Below are 17,615 nucleotides of genomic sequence, written 5' to 3'. Positions count from 1 at the left end.
GTTCTAAGGGTTTCCCCTAATTAATACCCTAACTCTTTATTAACTATTATTACATGGATTCTGTCTGAGTCCATCTGTCTCTTTATGGTGACATATTCACTGCAAATTCTATCCTTGCTACTACAGTCCATACAGTATCCAACCTCTGAACATGGAGTCTTTCTATTTAACCTCTTTGCATTGGCAGGGGCTGCCCATTCTCTATTTCTCATGATGGCTTCATCTAAGTCCCTAACTATTTTATTAACACCTACAACTACTATCACCTTATCAGGTCCATATATCATTGCTGCGACTCTATTTCCCCTGCCATCAACGTTATAGAGTTCTCCCTCTTCTGTAATGGCATTACTACTTGTGAAGTAAGCATCGGCAGCAAAGCTCTTTATATATATATCCTTTATATCCTCTGGAGTTAACCCTTCTTTGTATCTATCTAAAAAGTTGTATTTACCATTTCTCAAAAAATCTATAACTCCTGTTTCAAATAATGTCATGGATCCTCCAGTCGATACCATATCTCCTTCCTTTATTAATTGATCAATTTTATTTACTGCTTCTTTTTCGTCTTGAACAAAGTGACCCTTCATATTATTTTTTTCTAAATTTTCTATAGTTCTCAGAACCCTTTTTTCCACTACAAATTTCACATTATTATCCATAAAACTCTCTCCTCCTATAAAACTCTTTACCCTTCTAGTATAAATATACTTCACATTCTTTTCAATAGAGGAAATTGCATAACTCTTACTTGGCAGAATTGCATAATATATATGGTATAGTTCTTAAGGTTTTTAACTATATATAGTAGATAGTTTTTGCAGAAGGTAATTATGCAATTTGCTCAATAGAGGAAATTGCATAATTACTTTCTATAAAAACAATCTATTACAGACATAAGACTTAAGTCAGTAATAGAAATTTTTTATTAATGAACTTTATTATCAGATCATCGTATAGAAATTATTATTTGAGATAACTTTCACTAATCTTGTTAGCTTCTATATCCCAGATTTCCCTTGCATATTCTAAAATAGTTCTATCACTGCTAAATTTGCCTGCACTGATCATGTTTATCCAGCATTTTTTGGCCCACTGGAGTCTATTTCTATAGGCTTTATCAAGCTTTAGCTGTGCTTCCCTATATTCGTTGAAATCCCTGAAAACAAAGTAATTATCGGGTTTATGCCAAGGGGCTCCCTTTAATAGGGAATCATGTAACTCCTCAAAGACACCTGTTCCACTATCATCAAAGGTTCCATCAATTAATGTATCTACCACCTTTTTGAGCCCTGGTACCTTTGCATAATATTCCTTTGGCTCATAGCTCTTCTCAAGCTCCTTTATTTCTTCTACCCTTGCTCCAAATATGAAGTTATTTTCCTCTCCTGCTTCTTCTACTATTTCAACATTTGCTCCATCAAAGGTCCCTATTGTAGGAGTACCATTTAGCATGAACTTCATATTACCAGTACCCGATGCTTCCTTCCCAGCAGTTGAAATTTGTTGTGATATATCTGCTGCGGGAAAAAGCTTCTCTGCATAGGAGACTCGATAATTTTGAACAAATACAACCTTAAGCTTTTTATTTGTCGTAGGGTCTTTGTTAACAAGACCTGCAATTTCGTTTATGAATTTAATTATGGCCTTTGCCCTTGTGTATCCGGGAGCTGCCTTGGCCCCAAATATAAAGGTTCTAGGTATGATATCTAAATCTGGATTTTCCTTTAACCTATAGTATAGGTCTAAGATGTGAAAGGCATTTAATAATTGTCTCTTGTACTCATGTAATCTCTTTATTTGTATATCAAATATAGAACTGGGATCAATTTCAATACCCTCATGCTCTTTAATATATTTTGCTAATTGATTCTTTTTTCTTTGTTTTATATATAGAAACTTTTCAAGTATATTCTCATCATCTGCATACTTTTCCAATTGATTTAGCATGTCAAGATTTGTAATCCATTTATTAGACCCCAGCAATTCTGTTATTAGTCCTGATAATTCTTTGTTACATAAAGCCATCCATCTTCTGGGGGTAATTCCATTGGTCTTATTTTGAAATCTATCTGGATAAAGCTTATACCATTCCCTTAGTTCTTGATTCTTTAATATATCCGTATGAAGCTTTGCAACTCCATTAGTGGTATGGGTCCCATGTATGGCTAACCAAGCCATCTTTATCTTATCATGGGATATAATTCTCATATCCTCTATTTTCTTATCATTATAATTCTTTACACTCAACTCTTTCACAAACTTTTCATCTATTTCTTCTATTATTTCATAAATTCTAGGTAAAATTTCTTCATAAAGTGTACTATCCCATTGTTCTAAAGCCTCTGAAAGTATTGTATGATTTGTATATGAGAAGGTTTTTTGTGTGATCTCCCATGCCTTTTCCCAAGCTATATCTTCATCGTCAACTAATATCCTCATAAGTTCTGGTATAGCCACCACTGGATGGGTATCGTTAAGCTGTATGGCATTGTACTCTGGAAAAAATTCAAATTTTCTTCCAAATCTACGTTTGAATTTTTTAACCAAATCTTGAAGAGATGCACAGACAAAAAAATACTGCTGCTTAAGTCTTAGAATTTTACCCTTTACTTCTGAATCATTTGGATATAAAACTCTGGATATATCATCGGCTCTATTTTTTTCCTTTACGGCTTCATCATACTGCTGTAAATTAAATAAATTGAAGTCAAACTCCTTTACGGGTTCACACTTCCATAATCTAAGCCTATTAATATTATTTGTACCGTACCCAATAATAGGAGTGTCGTAGGGAACAGCCCTTACTTCACTATCATTAAATCTAACTATTACTGCATCCTCACCACGCCTTATGGACCAAGGATCACCATATTTTAACCAGTTATCTCCCTGTTCAACCTGAAATCCATTTTGAAATTTCTGCTCAAAGATTCCATGGCTGTACCTAATACCATACCCAGTAACCGGCATATTTTTTGTGGCACAGGAATCTAAAAAACATGCTGCAAGTCTTCCAAGTCCACCATTTCCTAAGCCTGCATCCTCTTCTATTTCTTCAAGGTCATTAATATCTATACCTAATTCTTCTAAGATGTCTTTAACCTCGTCATAAACCCCTAGATTAATTAAGTTGTTGCCTAAAGCCCTTCCCATTAAAAATTCAGCTGAAAAGTAATGGGCCTGCTTCACCCTACAATATTCCTCCTCAGTTTTATTCCAATCATCTATTATCATTTCCATTAAAGCCTTTGCAACCCCATTGTATTTTTGATAGCCCTCTGACTTATCTAAGGTTTTACCAAAATCCATCTTGAGAATTCTTTTTATACTATCTTTAAATCCTTCCCTATCAAGCATTGCTGTTCCTACCTTCCATAAAGTTTAGTTATTTGATATATTCTTTCAGCTAGTTCATGATCTAATTCACCTTCTTTAAGTCTCCACAACCAGTTTCCACCTAGCGTTGAAGGTATATTCATCCTTGCTTCACTTCCTAGGCCTAAAAAATCCTGTATTTGAGCAATGGCAATATTGGCAACTGAACTCCATGCCCCTCTGATGAATCCCCAATTATAACCTTCCTCTTCTTTTAGATTTAAATACTTAATAGCGTGTTTTACATCATCAATATTTGAATTCTCAAACCATCCGTCCACCGTATCATTATCATGGGTTCCAGTATAAACAATACAATTTTTTTCATAATTATGGGGGAGATAGTCACTTTCTTCGCGGGTGTCAAATGCAAACTGCAATACCTTCATTCCTGGAAATCCTGTTTCTTCTCTAAAACTAATTACTTCTTCGGTAAGATACCCAAGGTCCTCAGCGATTATATCAATCTCACCAAGGGCATCCTTGATCCCATTAAAGAGTTTTATTCCTGGCCCCTTGACCCATCTTCCATTTATGGCAGTCTCATCCCCATATGGTATCTCCCAATAGGATTCAAATCCTCTAAAATGGTCTATACGTGTAATGTCGTAAAGCCTAGAATTGGCTTGAATTCTTTCAATCCACCATCTAAACCCCCTTTTCTCCATTACACTCCAATTGTATATAGGATTTCCCCAAAGCTGACCTGTTTCAGAGAAAGCATCGGGAGGACATCCGGAGACCTTTATAGGTTTATACTGATTATCTAACAAGAATAATTCACTATTAGCCCATACATCTGCACTATCCTCGGCAACATATATGGGAATATCTCCTATAATCCTTATGCCCTTGCTATTGGCATATTTCTTTAGACTATTCCACTGCTTGAAGAACTCATACTGTAGATAAACCCAGAAGTTTATTTCATCTTCATAATTCTTTTTATAATATTCTATGGCTTTAGGTTTTCTTATTTTTATATCCTCATCCCATTGCCGCCAGGATTTTAACCCAAAGCTCGTTTTAATAGTCATATATAAGGAGTATTCATCTATCCAATAAATATTTTCTTCTTTAAATATAAGCATTTCTTCCTTGATACTTTCTTTAGCTTTATGGTAAGCACACCTTAAAATGGTCATTTTATTATTGAATATCTTTTCATAATCGACTTTTCTATGGTCATCACCGAAATCTATATTTTCCATATCCTCTTTTCGCAAATGTCCTTCTTCAATCAACAGATCAAAATCAATAAAATATGGATTGCCAGCATAAGCAGAGAAGGATTGATATGGTGAATCTCCATATCCAGTGGTTCCCAGGGGCAGTATTTGCCAATATTTTTGCCCTGCGGTTTCAAGAAAATCAACAAATTTATAGGCCTGCTTACCAAAGTCTCCTATTCCATATGGACTCGGCAAAGAAGTAATATGCAATAATATTCCACTACCCCTTCCAATCATTTTACGTCCCCTTTATTTATCACCAATGATTTCTTTGTGATATTTCCTTTTAAATCTACAATATCAAAATTTAATTTTTCAACATATTTATTACCTTTATTATTGATATCAACCCTATAATCCCCATCTATTTTCTCAATATCAATAACAATTTCAGAATATACACCTTTATCAAAGTCATAGGTAACCCCATCATCATCATAGTAGGTATAACTAGCTTTATCCTCAACAAAGGCTACTACATAAAGCTCTTTATTATCTAGCTTTTCAACATTATTAGCATGCTTACCAAAGATAATCATTTTATTTTTTCTAATGAAAATTGGTATTTCATCTATATTAATATCAATATATGTATGACCTTTTTCCATGATACTATAATATCTATTATGATAATCATTGGCCTTCCATAAAAGCATTTCTTCGGGTAGCCATACATGCCTTCCAATGGCATTTTCTACATATATGGGGGATATCATCATAGATGCTCCAACCAACAATTGATCCTCAACATGCTTTGAGTACTTATCATCATACTCAAATGAGAGTGGAGCAAAATAGACATCGTGATTTCTCGCCCCTTTCATGTATTCTGAATATATATATGGCAGTAGTGCATATCTCAATCTTATAGCAGATCTTAGTATATCGGTACTCTCTATATCAAAGGCATAGGGCTCTTGTTTTCTGGTTCCTATTGCAGAATGATTTCGGAAAAGTGGTGTGAATAAACTGAATTGTGTCCACCTTATTAATAACTGGGCATTTGCATCCCCACCAAAGCCCCCAGTATCTGCACCAGAATAAAGAAATCCACACATATTGAGGGACGGCATCATCCTTATATTTAGAAGTATGTGATCCCACCATGAATGATTATCTCCTGTCCAGATCCCTCCATATCTATGCATACCTATATATGATGCTCTAGAAAACATCAAAAATCTTTTATTCGAATCTATTTCTTTAAAACCTTCAGCAGCGGCTTTAGTCATGTTATAGCCGTATAGGTTATGGACACTATCATGGTTCACAAGCTGACCATCAATATCATGATAAAAGCCTTTGTAGTCCCTAGCATTATTTGATAGGTTTATAAATGAATCCTTTAAAGCGAAAAAGGAATATATATTCAGATTTTTATTTTTCGATTCCTCACAATGGTCTATAGCCTCTTTTAAACCCTTCTCAGTATAAAAAATGGCCGGTTCATTCATATCATTCCAAAAGCCCTCTATACCTAGATCTATTAGCATCCTGTATTTTAGACCAAACCATTTACGAGCTTCTTTATTTAAGAAGTCTGGAAAATGTACCTTGCCAGGCCAAACTGCTGCTACAAAGGGGTCGCCTTTTTCATCAACGCAGAAATAGCCCTTTTTTATACCCTCCTCATAGATTTCATAACCCTCTTCTATTTTCACCCCAGCATCTATTATTGGAATCAGTCTAAATCCTTTTTCCTTTATTTCCCCTACTAAGCTTTTAAATTGAGGAAATCTCTCCTTGCTAATAGTAAAATCTTTAAAATCCTCCATATAATCAATGTCCAAATATATGGAGTCACATGGTATATCATTTTCTATAAAATTATTTGCTGTCTCATATATCTTCCTTGCATCGGGATAACTCCATCTTGACTGTTGAAATCCAAAGGCCCATTTAGGAGGTATATAGCTTTTCCCAATTATTTTTAGAAACTTTGTAACTATATCCCTTAAGCTTTTACCATCTATAATATATAAATCAAAATTTTTATTCGGTATGGCTATTTCCAGTTTATCCTTGTGGGTAAATCCTATGTCAAACACAATTTTACTTGGATAATCAATAAAGATACCGAATCTATTAGTTCCATCTACTATTAAAAAATTATGGGCTCCATATAATGATTTTTTATTCGGGGTATGTATTGGATCATCGGAACAATAGGCTTCAAATATCCCCCCTCGCTTGTTTATTCCTTTCTGATTTTCACCAAGTCCTAAGATTATATCTCCTTCGTCCATTTTATATTTCAATTTAGTGATTTCATTATTTTCTAGGGCAAAATACCGAAGTTCTTGCTTTTTTATTTCATTACCCTTTAATACTACGGCATGGGTTGAAATAGGGTTCCCAAATCTGTATTTTACCACCCCATCAATAATTTCATATGCTATCACTTCTATCCCCTCCAACTATTTAATAGACCCGTCGGTAACACCCTTGACAATATGTTTTTGGGCGAATAAATAAAATATAATAATTGGAATCATAGCTATTACAAGACCAGCTAATGCTAGATGCCACTTCTTAGAAAATTGACCAAAGAAGAAAAACATCTTAAGTGGGATTGTATGCCACTCAGGTTTATTAATTACAAGCTGAGGTAATAGAAAATCATTCCATATCCACATGGCATTTAAAATACTAACTGTAACTGTTATGGGCTTTAGCAATGGAAATACAATATACCAAAAAACCTCAAATCTATTACATCCATCTATAGTAGCAGCTTCCTCCAATTCCTTTGGTATCCCCTTAATAAAACCATGATATAGTATTATAGAGAGGCTCGATCCAAATCCAAGATACATGAATATAAGTCCAAATGGATTTAAAAGATTTAGTTTACCCATTAACCTTATTAGGGGCAGCATTACTGATTGAAAGGGTATAAGCATGGCCCCGGCAAATAGAAAGAATAAGAAGGTACTGAATTTACTCTTTGTTCTCACCAGCATCCATGCAGCCATTGAGGCGAATATAATGATTATAAGGGTACTTGAAATTGTAATAAACAAGGAATTAAAAAATGATCGAATAAAATCAAGCTGTTTAAAGGACTCAGTATAATTGCCTGGGCTAAAATATTTCCCAAAGGGCAAACTCATGACATTTAAAAATATACCTTTTTGAGTTTTGAAGGAATTTGTAAATACTATATATAAGGGGGATAAAAATAATACTGCCAATAAACTACTTAAAAATGGTAGTCCAATTCTTTTCATCCTACTATTTTCCATTACATTTCTACCTCCCTTTTCTTGCTATAATATATTTGAGTTAAGGTAATTACAGCTACGGTTATTAAAAACATCACTGCTTTAGCTTGAGCTAACCCAAACTTATTAAAGGTAAAGGCAGTTTTATAAATATTTAAGGCTAACATCTGAGTTGAGTTATGGGGTGTCCCATTTGTAAGGGATAAATTTTGGTCGAAAAGCTTAAATGAATTAGATAGAGTCAAAAACAATCCCACTGTAAAGGCTGGAGCAACTAAAGGTATAATTATATTTTTCAGCCTTTGGAAGGCATTTGCTCCATCTATTTTTGCGGCTTCCTTAAGGGACTGGGGGATACTTTGCAATGCTGCTATATATATTATCATCATATATCCGGAAAGCTGCCATGACATTAATATAACCAATCCCCAAAAGCCAGTGGATGTAGTTGACAACCAGCCTTCTAAGAAGCCTAGTCCAAGCTTACCTCCAATGGAATTGAATGCCTTTGTGAAAATAAACTGCCATACAAATCCAAGAATCAATCCCCCAATCAAATTTGGCATAAAGAATATACTTCTTAAAATATTATTTAGCTTTGAATTTCTTGTAACAAGAAGGGCTAATCCAAATCCAATGAAATTAATGACTAATACTGATACTAATGCAAATTTAGCAGTGAATTTAAAGGATTCTATAAAATCCTTATCATTTTTTAATACTTCTATATAATTATTAAGTCCCACCCAATTGGGATCATTTATTATTCCATTCCAGTCGGTAAAGGAGTAATAAATACCCATGAACATAGGAATAATTACAACAATCATAAAAGCAAATAATATTGGGAGAACAAAAACACAAAACCATAGCCTAGAACTTTTCATGTCGACCTCCTATATATATTTTGAGGGGGATTTTCATCCCCCACAGATTAGATCTATTATTTTATCTTAGTTCCTCCCACTTAGCCCTGGAGTTAGTGACTAACTCTTCCCAAGTCACCTCATCTGACAGGTATTTTTGAATTTCTGTTCCAAGTACTTCCATACCCCAACCAGTTGGATATCCCATGAATACCCAAGGCATTGTTTTTCCTTCTCCCGCATATCTCTTGACAGCCTTTCCTAGTGGGTCCTTTGGTTCTAATCCATCGTATCCCTTCAAAGGAGGAATAAAGAAGAATTTATTTACTACGTAGTCCTTTCCTGCATCAGAAGTATATAACCAATTTAAGAATTCCTTAGCGGCTTCCTTGTCTGCATCATTACTGTCTTTATTGACTGCCCAATGCATAGGAACTCCCACAGGAATTGAATCTTCTTTAGCTCCTTTAATAGGCATAGGTAGGATATCTAAGTTTTTAGCTACATTTTCATCAATATCATTAACTCCCCCAAATATCCAGTTGCCTTGCTGAATAATTGCAACTCTCTCAATTGCTATACCCTCATCGACCTGTGTAGCATAATCCACTGCATTTAATTTTGCCTTTGAATCAGCATGTGCAGAGTAATTTACTTGTAAATCGATTATATCCTTTAGTCCATCTGAATATTTAAATTCAAGCTTATCCGCTGCAAATGAATCTAAAGAGCTGGCAAATTCTTGAGAAAGTGCTGTATTAGAGGTATGTAATCCAGTTACCCAGGTTTCCTTGACTGCGTATTCAAATACTGCTTCTAAAAGAGGATATTTATCCTTTAATTCACCGGATTTTATTTTTTTATCCAATACTTTAACTGCATTTTCTAAACTAGCAAAATCCACTATTGTTGAAGGGTCTATTCCTGCATCCTCAAATATAGCTTTATTATAAACAAATCCATAGCCCTCAATATTGAATGGTAAAGCATATATTTTGCCTTCCACAGTTGCACCGGATAAAATGCCATCAAGGGCTAAGTCAACCCATGGCTGATCTGATAAATCCTCTAATTTTTCCATCCAGTCCTTTATATCCTGTGGCCCACCAACATTATAGATATCTGGTTCAGTACCTGATTGAAATTTAGCCCTTAGGGCTGCACCGTAGTCATCTCCACCACCAACTGTTTGAATGTTGATTTTAACATTTGGATGAGTTTTTTCATATTCTATGGCAGCTGCTTCTAATTCCTGTGCAATTTCAACCTTGAATTGGAAAATATCTACTTCTGCAGTTTCATTTTTGGTTGGTTCTTCAGCCTTTTGTTCCTCTGCCGGCTTTGACTCCTCCGCAGGTGCCGGTGCATCATTTGTTGTTTGAGATGTACAAGCTGTTAAAATACTAGAAAAAATAAATATAATTAAAACACCTACTGCTAAAAATTTTTTTGATCCTTTCATTGTTATCCCCCTCTTCACCCTACTTTTTTAAGATTTTCATTTCGTCATAATTTAGATATGCCCTTTAATAATTTCCCCCTGTGCTATGGAAAACTTAGTTACATACCTCCCTTCTTTATAGTAATTTTATTTTTTTGAATTAAAGTTATACCTAAGGAAATTGCATAACTCTTACTTGGCACAATTGCATATGCGAATATCATCCTTAATTTAATTACTTAAGATATAAGCATATTTGATGGTATAGCTTTGAGGATTTTAAAACTACATGTAGTAGATGGTTTTTATAGAAAGTAATTATGCAATTTGCTCACCTATAAAAATAAGAGCATTGATTGAAATATTTATAGCTCTAAGATATACTTATCTACCTTTATATCAATTTTTTACAGGATTCTCTTTCAAGTAGTTCTGTTTCTAAAACTATATGCTGATGCTTGCCCTTCTTTTTTATCAAGTTAAATAAAATCTCCACACTTTTTTCTCCCATACACTGTCCCGGCTGCTTTACAGTGGTTATAGAAGGGTGAAAAAATTCTGCATACTCTATACCATCAAAGCCCATTACCGAAATATCATGGGGGATACTTAGACCCCTACTAAGAATTGCCTTTGAAGCTCCTATGGCCATGATATCTGAAGTAACAAAAACAGCCGTCAAACCCAAGTCCTTATCTAGTAATCTATTCATAGCATTAAATGCAGATTCAAATGTATACTCTCCAATTTCTAAAAACTCTTCGTTATATTCTATTTGTTTTTTAGCCAAAGCTTTTTTGTAACCCTGAAATCTAAGTTTACCTATACTTCTATCCTCTGACCCAGTACTAATAATTCCTATCTTTTCATGTCCTAACTCACATAAATACTTAACCGCCTCAAAAGCAGACTGTTCATTTGCTATAATCACGCTAGAAAAGTTTTCCTTGTTTGCATTTTCAAAAATACTGGTGGATGATAGTACAATGGGAACTTCTAAATCTATTAGCTGACTTTCATTTAAATCATCAAAGTCTCCTCCAAGACAAATTAAGCCCTTTAATTTTTTTTCTTTTACAAGTTCAATAGCAGCTTCTATGTCATTAGAATTGCAATCCCCAGTACTATAATGAAGTATCAAAGAGTATCCTTCTTCGTCTATCCTTTGCTCTATGGATTGAACTATCTTTGAAAAAAATGGATTATGAATTCCCTTAACTAAAACACCTATATTTTTTGAATCACTTCTTTTTAAGTTTCTTGCACTATTATTGGGTATATAATTATATTCTTCTACTATCTGCAATACTTTTTCCCTAGTCTGTGCCTTTACATCGGGATGATTATTGATAACACGAGATACGGTACTAACTCCAACTCCTGCAATTTTAGCTATATCCTTGATATTTAGATTTTTCATATCCAACCTCTTTCTTGGTAACGTTATCGGAAACGTTACTGGAAACGTTTCCAAAATATATTTTTATTGTATCATAATTTAATAAATTGGCAAATACTTTTTTGTACTTTTAGGTTTGTTAACCAGTAAATGTAAATTAGGTATGTTAGGATATATATTCCTAATTAAGAATATTGAATTTTAGATATACTAGGAGGTGACATGTTACAAAGTAGACAGCTATTGGGATTTTAAAACTAACTACATGGGATAGGTGGTTTTTATAGAAAGTAATTATGCAATTTGCTCACATAAATATAAAAGTAAAAACATTAGAATAGTTAAGTCTATTTTTACTAATTCCACTTCTCCATTGGAATTGGTGAAAATAGATTATAACCTTGACAAACTAAAGGGCTTAGATGATGCATTTAATTTTTTAGAAGATATTAATTAGATCACCACAGGGGTACTTGTTTAAATTCTATTAATAAAAAACATTAAAACTCATTTTCATATTTCTTGAAAAATTCATAATATGTACGAACATTTTCTAATTCCGTCCATATTTTTACATCAACAGGATTTTCGTCAAGATTATAGATTTTTGCTCCCTTCATCGCAAGTAGAAAGGGAGAATGGGTCGATATTATAAATTGACAGCCTAAATATCGTGCAGAATCCTCAATAAAATTCATTAATTCTATTTGACGTTTTGGGGAAAGGCTATTTTCAGGCTCATCCAATACATATAGTCCATTTTCATCTATTTTTTCTGTAAAATACTTAAATGCACTCTCTCCATTGGAATATTCTCGCACATTGTCAATTAATCTATTTCGTACAAATTTGGATTGAGATTTACTTCTAGCATCATTTACCTTTTTCAGTTGATCGTAATCTTCCATAGATTTCATTTGAAAGTGAGCATATTTTGCATCAAAATATTCTTCAAAAAGTTTTTCCCTCTTATTATCAATTCCTTGATTGAGATTGCGTATATTCAGCATATAGTCAAATACATCATCGCTTGTTATAATCCTACTATGTTTAGGAATGTCATCTTCAAGTTGTATCTGGCACATATTGACATAGTCAGAGAAAAAATTAGTCTTATTATAGATAGAATCCCTATGAATTCCTAATTTTTCTGCTATTACATTCAAAGCCGTTGATTTTCCTGAACCATTCCCACCATATAAAATAGTAATTGGATCAAAATCAATTCTTTCAAAACCATGTCTTGATAATATCCTAAAGGGATAGAATGAATCATAGCACGTTCTTTTTTCCTCCATTATAAAATCAATTTCCATATCATCATTTGGAAATGTAAAAATATTCAAGTAAATCATTTTCATCTCTTCTTCATCTTATTTTCTTAGTATTTTTCTTTACATCACTTCTAGCTCTATTTACAAATTTCTATATATCCTTAATGTATGCCGACGTGAACGGTTTTTTTAAAAACCAAGGGGACAGGTGAGCTTATTATAGAAACTAATGTACCTGTCTCCTTAGTTTTTTAAGAAATGTAACTGTGTACTTGAAAAAACATCATGATATTATATGATACTAAACAGGGTTCTTTTTAAAACTCAGCAGACTTTGGAGTCCTTGGGAAAGGTATAACGTCTCTTATATTTGATATTCCTGTAAGATACATGATAGCTCTTTCAAATCCAAGACCATAACCGGCATGCTTAACTCCACCGTATTTTCTTAGATCAAGGTACCACCAATAGTCGTCTTTGTTTAAACTCATTTCTGCAAGTCTATCTTCAAGAACATCTAATCTTTCTTCCCTTTGACTTCCCCCAATTAGTTCCCCAACACCAGGTACTAATAGGTCCATGGCTGCCACTGTTTTATTGTCATCATTCATTCTCATATAAAAGGCCTTTATTTCCTTTGGATAGTCAGTTACGAAAACAGGCTTTTTAAGTACCTCTTCACTTATATATCTCTCATGCTCTGTTTGAAGGTCACAACCCCAATGAACGGGATACTCAAACTTCTTATCTGCCTTTTCAAGTATTTCAATAGCTTCAGTATAAGTTATTCTACCAAAATCTGAGTTTGCAACGTTATTTAATCTTTCAATTAATCCTTTATCAACAAATTTGTTAAAGAACTCAAGCTCTTCTGGAGCATTTTCCATAACGTAGTTTATTATATATTTAAGCATATCCTCTGCAAGATCCATATTATCATTCAGATCAGCAAAGGCTATTTCCGGCTCCATCATCCAGAACTCAGAAGCATGTCTTGCAGTATTAGAGTTTTCGGCTCTAAAAGTAGGCCCAAAGGTATATATGTTTCTGAAGGCAAGGGCATATGCTTCACCTTCTAGCTGTCCACTTACCGTTAGATTTGTTTCTTTTCCAAAGAAGTCATCACTAAAGTCAATGTTGCCTTCTTCAGTCATTGGAATGTTTTTAAAATCAAGGGTAGACACCTTGAACATTTCCCCGGCACCTTCGCAGTCACTTCCTGTGATGATTGGAGTATGAACATATACAAAGCCTCTTTCTTGGAAAAACTTGTGGATAGCATAGGCTGTAAGAGAACGTACTCTAAATACGGCAGAAAAAGCATTACTACGTGGTCTTAAATGGGCAATGGTTCTTAGGTATTCAAAGGTGTGTCTTTTCTTTTGCAACGGATAGTCTCTATCGGAATCCGCTTCTAAGGTTATCTTTGTTGCCTTGATTTCAAAGGGCTGCTTTGAGTTTGGTGTAGCAACTAAAGTACCTTCTACCACAATAGCCGCAGCTATTGTGAATTTTGATATTTCTTTAAAATTTTCTAGATTCTCTTCAAAAACTACCTGAACATTTTTAAAGAAGCTTCCATCATTTACTTCAATGAATCCAAAGGCCTTTGACGATCTTAGGGTTCTAATCCACCCAGAGATAGTAATAGTTTTATCTACATACTGCTCTGTATTTCTATAAATATCCTTTACTAATGTTGTTTTCATTTTTAAACCTCCTCATTATGGTTGCAAGTTCCATGTTCCAAGCTTTATGGTCTGTCTTTTGGGTTGTAAAAATAAAAAAGCCCTTCATCTCCTAAAAATAGGGACGAAAGACTTGTATTTCGCGGTACCACCCTGATTGCCACAATAGTTTTTATGACCACCTTAAACTAGCACAATATCTATGCTATCCATTGTTAACGGTTTGGTTCCGTCTAAGCCTACTCTCCACTATATATGTAGATTTCGATTAGAAACTCCAAGATGTTCTTCAATACAGGCATCGCATCGGCCTTCCACCGTCGCCGACTCGCTCAAACTACATCCTATACCTACTCTTCTCTTCATAGTTTTTATATTTTATATTATTATCGATATTATAATATTTTAGTAATAATATGTCAAAGCCTTTTCATCATTTTATACAAAATAAAGATATTTTAAAAATAAAGTTCGATAGAGAAGACACATGTGTTTTATGGAAGTTCCCTTTATAAAGCAGTTTTGTCCTTTCTCTATTTAGATGAAAAACGGGTTTATAGGAGGAACTGGAAGAAAACATATGTGGCTTCTCCACCACCAAGTTTAGTCTTAACCTGCCGCCTATGGATAAACAACAAATGCATCATATATAGCCCTTATTGCATTGTCAAAGTCCTTATCTTCGATTCCCACAATAATATTTATTTCACTGGATCCCTGGTCAATCATACGAATATTTATTCCTTTATCTCCCAATGCTGTAAAAAGCTTAGCTGATATTCCCGGTGTATATGCCATGTTGTTTCCAACAGTTGCTATAAGGGCCATATTAGTATATACATTTAAAGAATCTGGATTACATTTTTTATTTATTTCATCAATTATTATGCCTAGCTTATTATCTAACTGGGCATCAGAAATAACTATTGAAACAGTATCTATCCCAGAAGGTATATGTTCAATGGTAATATTATTCATTTCAAGTATGGAAAGAAGTTTTCTTATAAAACCAACCTCAGAATTCATATGGTTCTTATGGATGGCTATAACAGTAAACTCTTTTTTTCCTGCTATACCGGTAATAATATTATTATCATTTCTCTTATTTTTTATATGATCTGTGATTATTGTCCCGGGGTTTTCGGGCTCATTGGTATTTCTTATATTTATTGGTATACCTATATCACGTACAGGAAATATTGCTTCTTCATGGAGTACCGAAGCACCCATATAGGATAATTCTCGCAATTCCCTATAGGTTATTCTTTCAATGGGCTTAGGGTCCTTTACAATTCGTGGATCAGTGACAAGAAAACCCGATACATCCGTCCAATTTTCATAAACCTCAGCCTGTGCTATTCTAGCTACTATGGCTCCAGTAATATCGGAGCCGCCTCTAGAAAAGATCTTTACTTTACCATCACAAGTACTACCATAAAATCCAGGTATTACTGCCTTTGGATGCTCCGATAGCTTCTTCCACATCATCTTTTCTGTTTTATCAAAATCTATGGACCCATTACTACCAAAAAATATGACTTCTTTAGCATCTATAAAATCATATTTTAGTAATTTTGCCATTATCAAAGCATTTAGATATTCTCCTCTACTAACTAAATAATCTATGGATATATTCTTTGTCATCTTGGATTTTATTTCATCTAAATATGGCTTTATATCAAAATCCAGTTGAAGCTCTCTCACTATTTCCACATATCTATCGTATATGATATCAAATACCTGATCATAGGGAACTGAGTATTGTAAATGGGCATGACATAGGTAAAGCAGATCAGTCACCTTATTATCTTCACTATGCCGCTTTCCAGGTGCTGATACCACAACATACCTACGGCCTTCATCGGCTTGGACGATTGCCTGAACTTTACGAAACTGATTGGCATTGGCTACGGATGTGCCTCCAAATTTTGCTATTTTTATATCTTTCATGATTATCCTCCTAAGGTTTTAATTCTATTTATTATTATATTTTAATTTTTAACAATATGCATTGCTGAAAATGCTTAAAATATTGCAAAAACTGCTTTAGGAAAAAGCAGTAAAGCTAATAAAATGCTCAAATATTATAAAAAGCAAGAATAGTAAAATTATTCTTGCCCTTTATTATACTAAATTAAATTTTTATTTCCAACCATTAGTTAGCATAAAAGATTTTTTTTACGGGAAAATTTATAATTAGAGCAAATTGCATAATTACTTTCTATAAAAACCATCTACTACATGTAGTTTTAAAATCCTCAAAGCTATACCATCAAATATGCTTATATCTTAAGTAATTAAATTAAGGATGATATTCGCATATGCAACCTAGCCAAGTAAGAGTTATGCAATTTCCTCATTATGCAACCCTTACTTAGTAAATATATAGGGCTCCTTACTCCATTGTTTTAATAATTCCAATTCATCCTGCTTTACATATCCCATTTCAGCTGCCAAGGGTAAAAGCACATCATAGTTTGTTATGGTTCTATACTCTACATTTTCCTCTTTAAATAAATCCTCTACTTTTTTAAAGTTATAGCTAAATATCGCTACTACTCCAATAACATCGGCACCGGCTTCTCTGAGAGCCTTTACCGCCTTCATGGAGCTTCCACCAGTTGATAGAAGGTCTTCAATAAGGACTACCTTTTTCCCTTCAAATAATCTGCCCTCGATTTGATTTTGCTTTCCATGTCCCTTAGCGGAGCTTCTAACATATACCATAGGCAAATTCATCTTCTGAGAAACCCATGCTGCATGGGGAATACCAGCAGTTGCAGTCCCTGCTATAATACCCGCCTCTGGAAACTGACTTTTAATTATTTGCTTAAACTCCTTAGCCACAGCATCCCTAACCTCTGGATAGCTCATGGTAATTCTATTGTCACAATATATCGGTGACTTTATACCCGATGCCCATGTAAATAGATTTGAAGTATCCTTAATAGTAACTGCCTTGATTTCAAGTAATTTTTTTGCAATTTCCTTTGACCTTTCCATATCCATCCCCCTAACAAATTTATTATTATACTACTAACTTTTCTAATTTTAGTTTTTCAGCTTCAAAGTTCTAACCTAACAACATTCAACATTCAACCTACAACGTCTTT

General features: G+C 34.0%; 12 protein-coding genes and 1 other annotated feature. All 12 genes read right to left on the bottom strand.

Annotated elements, in window-relative coordinates; translation table 11 throughout:
• Positions 1-20: 20 nt before the first annotated feature.
• A complete protein-coding gene (locus N4A68_00975) occupies positions 21-662 on the bottom strand; it encodes a lactate utilization protein (GenBank protein MCT4562891.1) in 642 nt (213 codons plus the stop codon).
• Between the two features lie 304 nt (positions 663-966).
• On the bottom strand, positions 967-3,360 hold the full coding sequence (locus N4A68_00970; GenBank protein MCT4562890.1) for a glycogen/starch/alpha-glucan phosphorylase: 2,394 nt from the start codon (positions 3,358-3,360) through the stop codon (positions 967-969).
• 8 nt (positions 3,361-3,368) lie between these two features.
• Entirely contained in the window at positions 3,369-4,847 is a 1,479-nt protein-coding gene (gene malQ / locus N4A68_00965) for a 4-alpha-glucanotransferase (protein ID MCT4562889.1), read from the bottom strand.
• Entirely contained in the window at positions 4,844-7,012 is a 2,169-nt protein-coding gene (locus N4A68_00960) for a DUF5110 domain-containing protein (protein MCT4562888.1), read from the bottom strand. Before N4A68_00960 ends, malQ begins: the two co-directional genes overlap by 4 nt.
• Before the next feature lie 15 nt (positions 7,013-7,027).
• Positions 7,028-7,855 carry a carbohydrate ABC transporter permease gene (locus N4A68_00955; GenBank protein MCT4562887.1) on the bottom strand — a complete coding sequence of 276 codons (828 nt, stop codon included), beginning with the start codon at positions 7,853-7,855 and terminating at the stop codon, positions 7,028-7,030.
• The gene (locus tag N4A68_00950; protein MCT4562886.1) at positions 7,855-8,721 is read right to left on the bottom strand and encodes a sugar ABC transporter permease; all 867 of its coding nucleotides are present in this window, start codon (positions 8,719-8,721) and stop codon (positions 7,855-7,857) included. Before N4A68_00950 ends, N4A68_00955 begins: the two co-directional genes overlap by 1 nt.
• Positions 8,722-8,782: 61 nt before the next feature.
• Positions 8,783-10,162 carry an ABC transporter substrate-binding protein gene (locus N4A68_00945; protein ID MCT4562885.1) on the bottom strand — a complete coding sequence of 460 codons (1,380 nt, stop codon included), beginning with the start codon at positions 10,160-10,162 and terminating at the stop codon, positions 8,783-8,785.
• A 373-nt stretch (positions 10,163-10,535) separates the two neighbouring features.
• Positions 10,536-11,561 (bottom strand): LacI family transcriptional regulator, encoded by a 1,026-nt coding sequence (locus N4A68_00940; protein MCT4562884.1) that lies wholly within the window; start codon positions 11,559-11,561, stop codon positions 10,536-10,538.
• A gap of 479 nt (positions 11,562-12,040) precedes the next feature.
• The gene (locus N4A68_00935; protein ID MCT4562883.1) at positions 12,041-12,895 is read right to left on the bottom strand and encodes an AAA family ATPase; all 855 of its coding nucleotides are present in this window, start codon (positions 12,893-12,895) and stop codon (positions 12,041-12,043) included.
• A 236-nt stretch (positions 12,896-13,131) separates the two neighbouring features.
• Positions 13,132-14,523 (bottom strand): asparagine--tRNA ligase, encoded by a 1,392-nt coding sequence (asnS, locus tag N4A68_00930; protein ID MCT4562882.1) that lies wholly within the window; start codon positions 14,521-14,523, stop codon positions 13,132-13,134.
• A gap of 96 nt (positions 14,524-14,619) precedes the next feature.
• Positions 14,620-14,877: a binding site (T-box leader), on the bottom strand.
• 246 nt (positions 14,878-15,123) lie between these two features.
• Complete coding sequence (locus N4A68_00925) at positions 15,124-16,452, bottom strand: aspartate kinase (GenBank protein ID MCT4562881.1); 1,329 nt, start codon at positions 16,450-16,452, stop codon at positions 15,124-15,126.
• A 420-nt stretch (positions 16,453-16,872) separates the two neighbouring features.
• Positions 16,873-17,505 (bottom strand): orotate phosphoribosyltransferase, encoded by a 633-nt coding sequence (pyrE, locus tag N4A68_00920; GenBank protein MCT4562880.1) that lies wholly within the window; start codon positions 17,503-17,505, stop codon positions 16,873-16,875.
• Positions 17,506-17,615 lie beyond the last annotated feature (110 nt).

It is taken from the genome of Maledivibacter sp., assembly GCA_025210375.1.
Classification (GTDB): domain Bacteria; phylum Bacillota; class Clostridia; order Peptostreptococcales; family Caminicellaceae; genus JAOASB01.
This window is presented reverse-complemented; position numbering and strand designations above follow the sequence as displayed.

Excerpts from the sequence above, each read along its gene's own strand:
- N4A68_00950 (MCT4562886.1), bottom strand. The coding sequence starts at position 8,721 with ATGAAAAGTTCTAGGCTATGGTTTTGTGTTTTTGTTCTCCCAATATTA.
- N4A68_00970 (MCT4562890.1), bottom strand. The coding sequence starts at position 3,360 with ATGCTTGATAGGGAAGGATTTAAAGATAGTATAAAAAGAATTCTCAAG.
- N4A68_00945 (MCT4562885.1), bottom strand. The coding sequence starts at position 10,162 with ATGAAAGGATCAAAAAAATTTTTAGCAGTAGGTGTTTTAATTATATTT.
- N4A68_00925 (MCT4562881.1), bottom strand. The coding sequence starts at position 16,452 with ATGAAAGATATAAAAATAGCAAAATTTGGAGGCACATCCGTAGCCAAT.
- N4A68_00975 (MCT4562891.1), bottom strand. The coding sequence starts at position 662 with ATGGATAATAATGTGAAATTTGTAGTGGAAAAAAGGGTTCTGAGAACT.
- N4A68_00940 (MCT4562884.1), bottom strand. The coding sequence starts at position 11,561 with ATGAAAAATCTAAATATCAAGGATATAGCTAAAATTGCAGGAGTTGGA.
- N4A68_00935 (MCT4562883.1), bottom strand. The coding sequence starts at position 12,895 with ATGATTTACTTGAATATTTTTACATTTCCAAATGATGATATGGAAATT.
- pyrE (MCT4562880.1), bottom strand. The coding sequence starts at position 17,505 with ATGGAAAGGTCAAAGGAAATTGCAAAAAAATTACTTGAAATCAAGGCA.
- N4A68_00955 (MCT4562887.1), bottom strand. The coding sequence starts at position 7,855 with ATGGAAAATAGTAGGATGAAAAGAATTGGACTACCATTTTTAAGTAGT.
- malQ (MCT4562889.1), bottom strand. The coding sequence starts at position 4,847 with ATGATTGGAAGGGGTAGTGGAATATTATTGCATATTACTTCTTTGCCG.
- asnS (MCT4562882.1), bottom strand. The coding sequence starts at position 14,523 with ATGAAAACAACATTAGTAAAGGATATTTATAGAAATACAGAGCAGTAT.